Genomic DNA, 13248 nt, shown 5'->3' with positions numbered 1-13248 from the left:
CGACACTCACACGCTTCTACACAACGGAAGTGCGGCCGTGGCGAAGGCCTGGGCCTGTTGGCCCCAGAGGCGGCGGGTCTCGCAGGAGGCTTGGATAGCCGCCTGCTCGATCGCGGCGACTTCCTGCTCCAGCTCCTCAGGGGTGGTGGCGCTGACGGTGATGAAGCCGGTGGCCCGCAGAACGCCGTGGCCGGCGGTGAGGTCGGCCTCCTGGCGCAGTACATCGTGGTACTCGGCGTCCTGCTGAGCGTCCTCGATCTGACCCATTCGCTGTCGCTGGGCTGCGTCGGAGACGTGTTCGGTCTTGCGTTTGCGGATGTCGCGGGCGGCGTGGTCTGCCCGCATCGGGGTATAGAGCAGCGTAAAGGTGCGGCGTATGCCGGAGGAGAGAAGGATCGAGGACAGGAAGCCGGGATAGACGAGTGAGCGCGGCCATTCGCTGATCCACAGCACGCAGTGGTGGGCCGAGTCGCTGCGTAGGTGGCTCCATGACTCGGTGACAGCGACGGGTCCGGCGGTGGCGAGGTCGCGGCCGAGGTCACCGTGACGCTCCAGGGTGGCGGCGACTTGAGGGTCGTAGGCCGAGCGGAGGATCACGGCCAAGTCGCCGGGCTCCAGCCAAGCCGACGGTGCGAGGTCGGCGGCGCGCAGTGCGGCGGTGATGGTGGTCATCTCCTGACGCAGTACGGCTGCGGCTCCGCGCATCCCGCCGCCGGCTGCGCGGATGGCGCGTGCGGCGTTCTTCATGTCGAGGGCGACTGAGACGGTGCTTGCATGACGTTCACCCGCTGGCCCGGCACGGTCGATGAGCTCGCCGTAGGTGGTGGAGGCCCAGGAGCCGTCGTGCTGGCCGTGGCGTTGCCACCACTCGGCCAGCCCCTTGCCGGAGTCGGGCAGGGTGCGCTCCATCATCTGCATCGAGGCGATCCGCCCCGAGCGGCAGGCGGTCGCCAGCACTCGCGACCAGCTCGTGACTCGTCGCTCTTGTTCGATCGGGTCGAGCAGTACGAACGCCGGGTGCGTGACCGACACCAGGGCTGTGAGCGTTGCGGTGTGGGGGTCGTGGACCATGACGGCTCCGGTCTCGGCGTCGACCCACTGACGCAGTCGGGCCGCGTCACCAGGCAGGGCAAGTACCCCGGCTGGCCGGGGTTTGAGGATGCGGCGGCGGTAGATGAGTTGGCCGCCGGAGGATCGCCGTGTCCAACGGATCAGGATTGGAAGCCATTCGACGAGCTTGCGTCCACCAACTCCGACCCACGCCAACGCTGCACACCCGATCAGGATCGGTGAGACGTAGGCGAGGATGGCGCCACCACCGAGGTACAGCGAGAAAACAAGCACGACCGCGCCGATGCCGACCGCGACGAGTTGCGAGCCGGACATCCCAAGAAGCACGCCACGCTTGGAGAGCCGGGAGAACTTCACCGGCGTCAACTCGGCTTCACGTCCGACGCGCTGGGAGGTGGGCGCGCTCACTTCTTCTCACCTCGCGACTTCACCGAGGGGGTGGGGTCGGCAACGTGCGGCACCAGCGGTGCCGGTGGCGGCGGACTCCCTGCTGCTTGGTTAGCCCCATCGGCATGGCCTTCAGCGCTTGCCCCCACCCGCGAGCCGATTCGAGGGCCAGCGGTCGCTGCCTCCTTCGCTACGACCGCACCGGCAAGGACGCCGCCGCCCGCGCCGGCAGCGGCCCCTCCTGCTGCCGAGGAGGTTCCGCCGGGAGCCGCACCCCCTGTGCCGGGTCCTGACGACCCAGGTGACGGTGAAGCGGGCGAAGGGGACGGAGTCGGCGAAGAGCCGGACCCGCCGTTGCCGCTTGTTCCGTCGAGTACCTTCTTCGGCTCCTCGCCGCCTCGTCGGGTCGTCGGGATCGGAAGCGGACGGTTGAGTGCGGCCTTGGCCTCCTGCTCCATGCTCATCGAGTGATACATGTCGAAGCCCATGAACGAGATCGCCTTGTAGGCCATGTAGGGGGCGAAGGCCGCGATGAGCATGAGCACGACCCCGGCGATGGGCTCGCTGACCGACTGCAGGTCGGCGTCGATGGGCGCTGAGACTTGGGAAGTGGCAAGGAGGAAGATCACCACCACGACGACCTTGGACACGATCAGCGCGACGACGAAGGAGATCCATTTGCTGATCCAGCCGCGTGTGTGGTCCCACGTCGCGCCCGCAAGTGCCACGGGTGCGAAGACGATGGCGATGAGAATCAGGGCCTTGCGGACGAGGAGGCTGATCCACACCATGACCGCGCCGCCGATGGCCAGTCCCGCGATGAAGATGGTGATGACGGCGCCGACGCCAGGTGCTGCGATGTTGAGGGTGGCGAGGCCGCTGGCCAGCAGGGCGATGCGTCCGCCCATGTCTGCCATGTTGGTGCCGGCGGCTTGGACGATACCGATGCAGATCTGGTCGGTGAGCTCCAAGGCGGCAGCCAGCAGGGTGAGTGCCACGAAGGAGCCGAGGATCGACTTTGCGAGGCCGAGTAGCGCGCGCGACAGCGCGCCAGGTTCGCGGCGGATCATTCCGCCGATGACTTGGAGCAGGAAGAAGCCGACCATCACGAACGCGGCTACTCCGAACAGGATGTTGTAGACCCGCACGAACTGGGGGCTGGTGATGTCGACCATCGTGGTGGAGTCGAAGACCTTCCACATCGCCTCGAACATCCAGCCGGCTGCACCGCCCATCGCGTGTGCCAGCCAGTCGAAGGGCGCCGTCACCAGACTTGCTGCAGCATCTCCGGCAGCGTGGCACACACTGGAGATGACAGGCACGTTGCATACGTCCATCGTCGTGTCCTCGTTCTGGCAGCCCGGGCTCAGACCGACTGGCCGACGTTCCAGAAGAAGTTCACGAGCGCCACGGCAGCACCGGTGATGATCGCGGCACCCAGCGCGATCAGGACGCCGGTCTTGCCACGCCCGGCCAGGTGCGGGTTGCTGCTGTTGGCGCCGAGCGCCCACACGATCGCCGAGACGATGAGCGCGAGCACAGAGAGGATGAGGCCGACGGTCATGGAGGCGCCGACGATGGTGCGGAGCTGGCTGATGCCGGGGAGGCCGTTGGAGTTCGGGGAGATGTTGATGTCGGCCGGAAGCACGGCGGCGACGCCACTCGAGAGAGTGGAGAGGGGGTGAGCGAGCGTGAGCATTGGTGGTCTCCTGATTCAGCGCGGATGAGCGGTTGCGCTGGTCAGGTGCTCGCCTTTCCCCGACCGTCTCAGTCGCCGATGCCCAGACCCGATGACGGAGTTGGGGTGCGTCTGGCCTCGGGGCTTGGTCGCGCTCGCCGTGCCCGAGCCGTCGGCTTGGCCGCCGGGACAACTCGGTCGGGGTCGACGGCCGTGTGGGAGAGGTCGTAGCCGGCCCACGGTGACCGTCCGGGCACATGCCGGTGCCCCATCGTGGGACGCTCAGTGATGATCGGAGCCCCTGGAAAACGCATGTGCTCGGGGTAGTGCTCCTCGATCCAATCCCGGGCTTGCTTGGTTGGCCTCATGCTGGAGTCGACGACCTTGATGTGGACTGGGACAATCGGCAGGTCCCGCCAGTCGGGAATCGCGTGGTCGTGCCACGCTTCGACTGCCTCGTTCTCGCCTGTGACGACGGTGTGCCACTCGCACGGTTCGCAGACTGACTGATAGAGGTGGTCGCCCATGCACTCGCAGTTGCCGTGCCGGTGGGAGTCGGCGAGGCAGCGCAGGTCGGCGTTGAACATGTCGAAACCGTGGTCACCGACCTGGACCCCTCCTGGCACCGCCACCGCGCGGTGCCACATGTGGCTGCGGCTGTAGGCACCGAGCACCCCGCTGTTGAGGAACTGCCAATGCGCGAACGCGGCGTCGAGTTCGCCTGGCGCGTAGTAGCCGATCGTGAAATGCAGCGGTGCGCCGGTCCAAGGCGGGGCGGCCTCGATCTCGGCCTCGCGGATCATTCCCTCGATGTCGAAGGCAAACTGAAAATCGACTTCGGTTGCGGCTTGGCCGCGTCGACTCATAGCGACGCGCCCAGGTGCAGGAGCCAGTTGGCCCAGGCAAGCGCACCGCCGATCAAGACCGCACCGCCAAGAGCGACGAACAGGCCGGTCTTCGCTTTCGCAGCGGCTTGCCAGCTCCCAGCCGAGGACGCGATGGCCCAGGTCGCGGCGCACACGACGATCATCAGCACCGAGATCAGCAGGCCGTAGGTCAGCAGCGCGCCGACGATGGAGCGAAGTTGGCTCGACCCACTGACGGCGCCGAAGTCAGGCCCCACCGACATGGCGAGAACAGGAGCGGTGAGCAAGCTGGTCATGTGGTCCAGGTGCTCACTACTCGCCGAGGCGGCGCACGGTCATGGTCTGGCCGGCGAACTCCGAGACGGTGCCATAGCGGACGTTCTCGCCGGTGCGTGGGGCTTGGAGAATCTTGCCGTCGCCGACGTAGATCGCGACGTGGTGCGGCTCGGAGGCGCCAGATTCGGTGAAGAAGATCAGGTCACCGGGCTGCTTGTCGTCCCACGCGACTGGCTGCCCGTAGGTCATTTGGGCGCCGGAGTAGTGCGGGAGTCGCAACTTGCCGCCAGAGGCTTGGTAGGCGGCGTAGAGCACGAGGCCGGAGCAGTCGAAGCCCGGCCCACGGCCGTCGGAGCCGACGCCGGAGGGGCCGGTGTAGGTGCCGCCGCCCCAGACGTAGGGCTTCCCGATCTGCGTCTGCGCCGCCGCGATCAGTGCCCCCGCGAAGCCAGGAGGCAACTGGACACCCGAGCCCGGGTTCTGGTCGCCGCAGGAGCCCGATGAGCTGCTGGTGGCGAGTGCGTTGAGGATGGCCTCGGCGACCGGCTCGTAGGCCGCGTACCTGTCGGGGTAGGCCGAGACCTCGACTGCTTGGGCTGCGGCGCCCTTGGGCAGCAGCTTCCAGTCGGTGATGTCGAGCAGGCCACGAGGCGAGCCGTGGTTCGGTCCGGTGGCCCCGCCGTAGAAGGCTTCGGCGTCGTACTCGGCATCCATGAGGTTCGCCACCGAGCCCCAGCCGGTGCTGGGTCGCATCTGGAACAGTCCGAGTGAGTCGTGGTCAGAGCCGTCGCCGTCGTTGGGGTAGTTCGCCGAGTCGGAGTAGGCGGCTGTGTTCGACAGCAGGTGAAGGCTCGACTCGGTGAGCGCGGCCATCAGCGCGATGACGATCCCGTCGCGGCCGACGCCGTTCGTGCCCGCGCCGACGCTGACCACCGTGGCCGCGCGAGTGAGCTGCGCCTGGTCGAGCGTGACGCTCTTCCCAGTGGTGGTCGTCGCGGTCACGCTGGTGGGTGTCGCGTCGACGACCGGACTCGACGGCAGGCACTCAGCTTGGGCAGCCGGATTCATCAGCACCCCAAGAGACAGCAGGACGCACGCTGGACCAGCGAAGATCGCGGTCAGTGCGGAGCCGACCGCAGCCTTGAGCATCGCTCAGTCCAGCGGATCGTCGAGGACCGAGAGCCGCAGCAGGTGGCACTCGGGGTAGGACGGGCCGCAGACGATGAAGATCGTGAATGCGACATCGTGCTCGGTGGCGACGGGCGAGCCCTCCCAGATGCCAGAGCGGTGGCGTACCCCGTGGATCGTGAAGGCCGTGGTTCCGGGCAAGAGCGCGCTCCCGGCCTGAGCCTCGGCATCGGCCCACTTCGACGGCGTGGTGACCGAGTCGATCGTGAGCCACTGCTTGGTCTCGTACTGCGCGAGGTCGAGCCACGCGTCCTCGGTCGGCAGGTAGCCCTCCAGGTCGGACAGCAGGCCGACGGTCGACTCTCCGGTCGGGTCGCCGACTTTCACGAGCTGCTCGATGTGGTCGTCGCGTCCGATCATCGTCGTGGTGTCCCACGCGAAGATCGCTTGTGCGACCTCGCGGGCGAACTGCTCCGGGTCGTCAGTGGGTTGGAGGGCATCGAGCTTCGTCGGTACGGGCGACGGCTTCGAGGCGATCGGCTTCGTTGTGCCGGGGGTCTGCGTCGTGGCGGCGATGTTGGCCTCGTGCGAGCGATGGACGAGCACCGCGTACGTGATGCAGGCGATCAGCAGCACGGCAGTTGCGACTCCCGTGACGACGAGGCGGCGTCGGCGGAGATCGTCAGTAGTCGGAAAGAGCATGGAGACTCCTCGGCGCGGAGAACGTGGACAGCAGGCAGGTGCTCAGAAGGTTCCGATCAGGCCGAGGCCGGCATCTGGCGCAGCTCACGAACAGAGGCTGCGAAGTCCGCGGTCTCGGCCAGCACCCGCTCGAACATCTCCCAATCGCCGTCCTTGAGCTGGGCTGCGACCTCGGATGCGTCGTAGTGGCGCGACCAGCCGTCGAGGTCGCTCCAGGTCAAGACGAAGGCGCGCAGCGACCGTGAGGTCGTGGGGCTCTTCTGCTTGGCACGAGGCCGGCCACCGCCCCGAGCGCGGTCTTGCCGGGCGCGCTCGTCTGCTTCCTCCAAGAGTTGTTCGAGTTCCTCGGCGGTTGGCGACGATCCAGCCGAAAGGTCAGCGCCAGCCAATTCGATGGCTGCCTTGACGCGGTGGAAGGCAGGCGACACGTCCGCGCCGTTCTCGATCTTCTTCAACTCGGTGGCTGCCAGCTCGCGGATAAGCAGCGGCAGTTCACGGTCTTCACTGGTGCGCTTGACGGCGTTGGTCTGCTCCAGCCGCTGGAACGACAGCTTCCCGGTCAGAATCTTTGATGCTTGTTCGCGGGTCTTTCCTCTGGGTCCCGCCGGTGGTGAGGAGTCCTCACCACCGTTGACTTCCCCCGCGACTCCCGGTGGTGAGGAGTCCTCGCCACCGCTCACTTCTCCCGAGGTGCCTGTTCCGCCGAAGCGCGACTCCTCCTGGCGACGTGCGGCGTCCTCGGTCAGCACACGGGACAGTTCCTCGAAGAGGGCCGCTTCCTCCAACGGTGTCAGCGGCTTGTGCTGTTCGTTCTCGTCCTGCTGCGCGAGGATGCGCGACAACTCGTCGGAGAGGCCGGAACGTACCCATACCTTCAAGGTGCGCCAGCCAAGCCGTCTGACCGCTTCCAGCCTCCGACGACCGCAGACAAGCACACCGTCCGGGGTGATTGTGATGGGCTGCAACAGCCCATGCTCCTCGATGGAGCGCATCAGCGCGTCGATGTTGCCAAGGTCTCGGCGGTGCCGGAAGCCGATCACGATCGAATCGAGGCTGCGTGCGAGCTCGATGTGTCCGCTCTGCTCAGACATGCGCGCCCCCGGCCACTACGGCGTCGGCGACAGAGAGGACGCTTCGGGTGATCTCAGGCATGTCGAGGACGTCCGCGAGGTCGTAGCCGGTGAGCAGCAACAGCAGGACGCCCCGCCCGGCGTTCGTCTTCGTGCGATCAGGGTTTTGGTTGCCAAGGACTGTACGAAGCATCGCCAGCCATACGCGCTGGTTGATGTCGAGCATCGCCAAGGCGTAGTGGTCCCGTCGCAGGGCCTCGAACGCCCCCTGCCGGTCCTCGGAGCGAGCGAGGCGGGTGCAGATGTACTCCACGCCGTTGCGCGCGACCTCCTGCGGCCAGCCGAGCTCGACGAATACCTCCACTGTGTCGTCGAGCGCGAAGAAGGCGTTCGTGGGCTCGTCGTCCTCATTGGGTCCGTCTTCGAGCGCGGAGCCGAGGCCGGCCTGGAGCGCGGGGTGGTAGTCGATGAGAGCGACGTCTCGTTCGCTGAAGCGCTCGGCGTCGTGGTGGACCGAGACGTGCGGGCGGCGTGCTTGATGGGTAGAGCAAAGGAGACCGTTGGCTCGTTCTTCCGCGACCAAGGTGACGTAGACCGCGCGAGTGACCACGGCCCACGGATCACGAGCGTTGCGGGCCGACTGTGTGCGCATGACCTCGAACGCTGCGACCGCAGCGTCTTCGGGCTCCAGGTGGTGCTTGCGCGCCAGTGCGCCGTACTTGTCCATCGCGTAGCGCATCAACTCGGCCGCCTCGGGGTCTTGACGCCAGCTCTGAGGGCCGGCCTGGTCGAGTCGGCGCAGGATCGCGCGCAGTCCTTCGGGTTCGGCGAACGGGGGCCGAGTCACCCCGTCGCGCTTCACAGTCGTATCCCTTGGTCGCTGATCGTGGTGGTGGCAGGCTCGGGGCGGCCGATCGCGTTGCGCGTGATGCGGCGACGGACCTGCCACGCGGCTTGGGCGGGAGTTCGCCGCGCTCGGCGAGCGAGCTCGGCTTCGAGGTCGATGCCGCGCCGCAACATCGGTGAGCCGAGAGCGGTGGGAAGCTCGGATGGGCGAATCCACGCGATGCTCCGTTGTCCCTTCTGGGCGGTCTCACCTCGGCTCACCTCGGCTCGCGCGGCTGCTCGTGAGGGGTCGCGGTGAGTGGCGAGCGCTGAGTGCTCGGGTGACGTTGTCTCCGGCGGGTTCTGCTCGTCGAGCGTTCGATCGGCCCGACGTTCGTAGGCGTGGTGCTGGTTCATCTCTGCTCCTTGCTCGGGATGGCTGCGGTTGCCGCGGTGCTCGCGTCGATGGGTGCCAGCCAGCGGCCGACGGTCGAGGGATGTACGCCCAGGTGGCGGGCAATGGCGCGGTTGCTCATCCCGTCCAGTCGCAGTTGCTCCGCCTCGGCGCGTTGGTCGACTGGACTTGTCTCGGCTGGGGTGGCATCTGACGGGGGATGTGAATCGCTCACGCCGGGTTCATGTCCAACCTCGGCGTTGCGCGTCAGATGCACCGTTAGATGGGTGATGGCCAGCAGCACCACGGGTGGGACGGATGCAACAGCGGCTGCAACAAGTCCGGGCACGTCTGCGTCGGCGGCGATCACCGCGTGCAGCGCATTGGCTGCGACCGAGACGGCCGCGCCAGACGCGAGCAGCAGCCACGGATACCACGTCGCGCGCGGGTCAGCTGCCGAGGACAGCGCCACGACCGCGACAGTGGCGACCACGATGATGCCGTCCACGATGAGGGGCCATACCCATGCCCGACTTGGTGCGATGCCGGATCGTCGGGCCAGATCGGTCAGCGAGGTGAACGACAACCAGAACGCACCTGTTGCGATCACGACCGTCCCGGCGACAGCGGTGGCAACGACCGGACTCATCGACATCGTTCTCACGGTCCTGTCACCTCCATCGGCGTAGTCCCAGAAGTTCGGGACTCGCTGGAGGTGCGGAGTGGTGGTTCGGTAGGCCGACCGGATCGTGGTCTCTGCTTCACGCTCGGAGAGTCCGGCGGCACGAGCGGCGTCCCCGAGCACGTCCAGTGAGGCGCCGAGATCGTGGCCGGCCTCGACCATGCGGCACGCGGCCCAGAAGAGGCCCTGGTTGCGGGCTCCCTCGGGGCGAGTGGACACCCAGGCAGCCAGCCGGTCCGGTGTGGAGTTCGCCGTAGTCGGGGGCAGTTGCCGGGGCGACGAGGCGGGGCGCGGAGGGTCGAGGAACCGGCGCAGTGCCGTGGTGTCGATGGGAGCGGGCTGACGCTCGGTAATGGAGACGACTCGGTACTCGCCAACGGCCCCACCCGACAGCGAGACCCGCGATGGCGGCAGTACGACGTAGCCGCCGTCGCCCCGGCAGTCGACGTGCCGGCGAGGAATCTGCCAGCAGCGTTGCGAGACACCGGGCCTCGAGGGATAGCAGGCATGGAGGCCGCCTGACGGCGTGCGAACCATCCAAGCCCAGCCGTCTACGAGTCCGGCCGATTGGGCGCGCTCGAAGGCGTTGAACCCGTTGCCTGTGGCGTGAACATCCACGTCCACCACGACGATGCCCGACGGTGCGCCAGTGGGCATCGCCAGGTTGGCCTGTGGCCAGCGTCGCCACCAGTGCGTCACCCGGCTGGGGTCAGCCGAGGCGTCGAGGAAGCCACGCCGAGTCAGGGGCTCCTTGCCCAGCGGAACGCACGGAAAGACCGGCACCCCAGCCTGCGCAAGCCTCAGCGCGGCGGCGCCCGGATCGGGTGCCGTGGTGAGGTCTGCGAGTAGGCCCGGTGACCACGCCGGAAGTTCTCGCGTCGAGCTGTTCATGTGCTCGACGTTCGCCACAGGGGGTTACCGGATGGGCTCCCCCCGAGGGGGTTCCCCCAGCGTTCCCCTGAAGGGGAACCCCTACCGGGATTGTGCGTTTCCGCAGGTCAGCCGGGGGTTCCCCAAGAAGTTGAAGAAAGTTTCGAGCTACCCCTTGCGAGAGGTCGAAGCGGGGCGGTTTCCGCTCGGTTGGGAGCCGTTCTGGGCGCGTTTGTTGGTCATGTCTTGGGTTCGTGGGGGCAGTTCGACGGGTCCAAGGTCGTCGTCGCTGCGGTTGTAGATTCGGTCGTTTAGGAGTTGCTCGGCCAGTTCCTCATGGCCTTCGGCGGAGGCGACGGCCACGAGGTCGAGGCTGGTGATCTCGTCGTACGGTGCGGCATGGTGGGCGATCTCGACGGCTTCGTGGGCCATCGCTAGGTCTCCCTCGGCGAGGGCGTGGGTCGTCACAATGTGGGCGACGTCCACGATGGCGCAGGTGAGGATGTGGTCAAGCCGGTCGCCCTCCAGGACCCAGGACCAGCCGTTGTTGCGGAGTTGCCCGAATGGCTGGCCGGTGACCAGTCTCAGGGCTGTCGCGAGGTCACTGATGCCTGCCGCGCCACGCGCCTGACCCCGAGCCCGGAGACGCCGGAACAGGTCGGCGTCCAGCAGTACGTCGTCGACTTGATAGAAGTACCCGCCCCGCTGCCTCGCGGCCCGGGACTCGTCCGCCTTCGGGAGATGCGGTCCGCTGGTGTGAGGGTTCGTGCCGAGCCAGGAGCGGAGCGCGTTCATGTCGACTCGGGCTCGCTTGGGCGTGATGGCGAAGGCGTCGGCGACCTGCCCGGAGGTCACCCCGCCGGGGTGGAGGGCGAGGAAGGCCAGCATCTCGGTGTAGAAAGGCTTGCGGCCGGCTATGTCCGTCGCGTCCCCGTAAGCACGCCCATGCACCGGTCCCAAGACGCTGATGCGTGGGAGGCGACAGGTGGGGTCGAACCACCACGCGACTTCCTGGTCCAAGGTCGGGTCGGCGTCCTCGACAGCGGTGCGAGTCGTCTCGGGTACGATCGGTGCCAGTGTCTCGAGGTCTTCGGGCGTGGTCGCCGCGATGTCGGCGTACTCACTGGTCGGCCGAGGGAGAAGCGCTGTGCCGCCTGCCGGTCCCATTGGCCGGGACTCCACGAGTTGGTCACGCAGCGCGCCGGCCTTGTCGACCAGCTTGTCGCGGCCGGTCGCCGCCTCGTCCACAGGAACCGCGGCGAGAGTGGCGTCTCGGGTGACTGCGAGGATCGCCGCGCACGCCGATGCCTCCTCGTCGCTCAGGCCCGCTGCCGCGATGGTGATGCCGAGAAGGGGAATGGTGAGTCGGGCGGACTCGTCGATGTCCAGTGCCAGCGACTCGTCGGTGCGGTGCTCGCCGACGGTGACCACGGTGATGCCGCGAGCCGCATGAGTGGTGTTGGCCGAAGTGATTGCGTGCGCCGCATCGGTGTCCGCGTACGTGTGCTCCAGAAGCAGGGTGCGGCGTCGTTCTGGGGCAAGGCCGGGGATGCCGGGTTGGGTAAGGTCTGCCGTGAGCTTGTCGAGCAGGCGAGTGTCGGCGTGGTGGTGAAGCCGGTGCGGGTCAATGCCCACAAGCGTGGGTGCGAGGCCGAAGGTGTCGATGTCGACCTCGGCGGACCACGAGTTGAGTGCCAGCTCGGCAGCGAGGTGGCGAAGGAAGTCCTCGCCTACGTTGGCCTCGCCCGTGACGGCGACGTGCGCCGCGTGGCCGAGGTTGAGGAACCAGATCGCGCCGGCGTCGTCTTGTCCGACGGCGACCAGGAGTGGGTACGGCGGTGGGCTCTGCTCAAGTGGCTTGGCACTGCCGCTTTGGAGTGGGGCTATGCGGGTTCGGCCAGCTCCGCTCCACGGCTCCGGGAGCATCGCATCGGCATTGGCCTCGGCCAGATGGAGCGTTGCTTCGTCAGCGGAGAGTGCGACCGCGATCACCTCGGGCAGACCGCGAGGGCTGCCGCTGATCTGCCGGAGAACGTGGTCCAGCGCCTCGACCTGCGTGGTCCTAGAAGAGCCTTCGATGTGAAGGGTCTTCTCCAGGCCGTTCAGTGGCGTAGGCGGTGGCACGACGATGTGCCCGGGTCGCCTGTAGCGCAGTTGGGTGCGCTGGCGCCGGCGCAGCGCGGCGAGGAGTCCGGCGGCAAGGACCGCGCCCGCGCCGGTGAGTCCGGGCACCAGCCAGCTGGGAGTCGACGACTCGGCTTCGTTATCGGTCGCGGCGTGGGTGCTAGTGGGCTCTCGATCGGCGGTCGAGGTCGAGCTCGACGTTGCCTCGCTTGTAGGGGTCGGTGTCTCGGTGGGTGTCTGTGTCGGCGGATCGACGGAGGCTGGTGGCGTCACCTCGTGCGTCGGCTTTTCGGGAGTCTCCGCCTTGTGTTTGGCCTGGCCGGGGATGGTGATGTCCCAGCCGGGGCGGATCAGGTTTGGGTTGGTCAGGTGCTCGCCGTCGGGCTGGACGGTGCGGCGCGACGCGGCGAAGAGTTCTGGGTAGAGCTTTGGGTCGCCGAGCTTGGCTTCGGCGATCTCGGAGAGCGTGTCGCCGGGCTGGACGACGTACTCCTCGGTCGGCCGGTCGGAGGTGGGCTCGGCCGCCTCGTATGGCACCTTGAGCACTGTGCCGGGGGTGATGAAGTCGGGCCGGTCGAGCACGCTGCGGTTGACGTCGACGATCTCGCGGAATCGTGAGCCGTCTCCGAGCAGGTGGTCGGCGATCTTCCACAGGCTGTCGCCGCGTCTGACGGTGTAGTCGATGGTCGTCTTGTGCTTCGTCTCCGATTCGACGTGGGCCTGGACGGGCGCAGCTTCCGGGAGGACGGGCGCAGCCTGAACCTGGGGAGTGTCGAGGACGGACGCGGCCGCTGCGGCGTGGGCGGGCGGGGTCGGGAACGCAACCATCACGGTGGGGGCTGCGACGAAGAGCAGGGCTGCGACGGTCACGAGCTGACCTACGGCGCGTTGAGGCACGCCGAATCCCGGAAGAGTCGGCGCCGGTAGCCCGCGGACACGCGAGACCGCTTCGACGAGGAACGAGACGGCGATGAGGAGCCAGGCGATCCACGCTGCGGCGGCGATGACGACCATCGCCAGGGTGCCGTCGTCGGGGCTGGTGAGCAGGGTGCGGGTCTGGTCGAGCTGGGCGTTCCACGGGGCGGCGCCAATGGCGACGAGCACGACCGGGATGCCGACCACCAAGAGCAGGAGCGCGAGTGCTGCTCCGAGTCCTTGGAGTCGTTGCGCGAAGC

Annotated in this window: 11 protein-coding genes; all 11 read right to left on the bottom strand. The window is 67.6% G+C overall.

The features are described from left to right. Positions 1 to 6: 6 nt before the first annotated feature. The gene (locus QM638_RS15360) at positions 7 to 1479 is read right to left on the bottom strand and encodes an SCO6880 family protein (RefSeq protein ID WP_415143187.1); all 1473 of its coding nucleotides are present in this window, start codon (positions 1477 to 1479) and stop codon (positions 7 to 9) included. Next, entirely contained in the window at positions 1476 to 2795 is a 1320-nt protein-coding gene (locus QM638_RS15355) for a conjugal transfer protein TrbL (RefSeq protein ID WP_415143185.1), read from the bottom strand. Before QM638_RS15355 ends, QM638_RS15360 begins: the two co-directional genes overlap by 4 nt. 29 nt (positions 2796 to 2824) lie before the next feature. Continuing rightward, on the bottom strand, positions 2825 to 3157 hold the full coding sequence (locus tag QM638_RS15350) for a DUF6112 family protein (RefSeq protein ID WP_415143183.1): 333 nt from the start codon (positions 3155 to 3157) through the stop codon (positions 2825 to 2827). 68 nt (positions 3158 to 3225) lie between these two features. Then, entirely contained in the window at positions 3226 to 4002 is a 777-nt protein-coding gene (locus QM638_RS15345) for a DUF6349 family protein (RefSeq protein WP_415143181.1), read from the bottom strand. Beyond that, positions 3999 to 4298 (bottom strand): DUF6112 family protein, encoded by a 300-nt coding sequence (locus tag QM638_RS15340; protein ID WP_415143179.1) that lies wholly within the window; start codon positions 4296 to 4298, stop codon positions 3999 to 4001. Before QM638_RS15340 ends, QM638_RS15345 begins: the two co-directional genes overlap by 4 nt. Before the next feature lie 16 nt (positions 4299 to 4314). Beyond that, positions 4315 to 5280 (bottom strand): C40 family peptidase, encoded by a 966-nt coding sequence (locus QM638_RS15335; RefSeq protein ID WP_415143177.1) that lies wholly within the window; start codon positions 5278 to 5280, stop codon positions 4315 to 4317. A gap of 150 nt (positions 5281 to 5430) precedes the next feature. Beyond that, positions 5431 to 6042: a hypothetical protein gene (locus QM638_RS15330; RefSeq protein WP_415143175.1), complete on the bottom strand. Its 612-nt coding sequence runs from the start codon at positions 6040 to 6042 to the stop codon at positions 5431 to 5433. A gap of 122 nt (positions 6043 to 6164) precedes the next feature. Beyond that, positions 6165 to 7199: a ParB N-terminal domain-containing protein gene (locus QM638_RS15325; RefSeq protein WP_415143173.1), complete on the bottom strand. Its 1035-nt coding sequence runs from the start codon at positions 7197 to 7199 to the stop codon at positions 6165 to 6167. Next, positions 7192 to 8040, bottom strand: coding sequence for a serine/arginine repetitive matrix protein 2 (locus QM638_RS15320; protein ID WP_415143171.1), 849 nt, complete (start codon positions 8038 to 8040; stop codon positions 7192 to 7194). The genes QM638_RS15325 and QM638_RS15320 overlap by 8 nt, the downstream gene beginning before the upstream one ends. Before the next feature lie 376 nt (positions 8041 to 8416). Continuing rightward, the gene (locus QM638_RS15315) at positions 8417 to 9988 is read right to left on the bottom strand and encodes a bifunctional DNA primase/polymerase (protein ID WP_415143169.1); all 1572 of its coding nucleotides are present in this window, start codon (positions 9986 to 9988) and stop codon (positions 8417 to 8419) included. Positions 9989 to 10117: 129 nt separating this feature from the next. After that, on the bottom strand, positions 10118 to 13195 hold the full coding sequence (locus QM638_RS15310; protein ID WP_415143167.1) for a LysM peptidoglycan-binding domain-containing protein: 3078 nt from the start codon (positions 13193 to 13195) through the stop codon (positions 10118 to 10120). Between the last annotated feature and the right edge of the window lie 53 nt (positions 13196 to 13248).

Origin of the sequence: Nocardioides sp. (assembly GCF_047606145.1) — a bacterium.
Classification (GTDB): domain Bacteria; phylum Actinomycetota; class Actinomycetes; order Propionibacteriales; family Nocardioidaceae; genus Nocardioides.
This window is presented reverse-complemented; position numbering and strand designations above follow the sequence as displayed.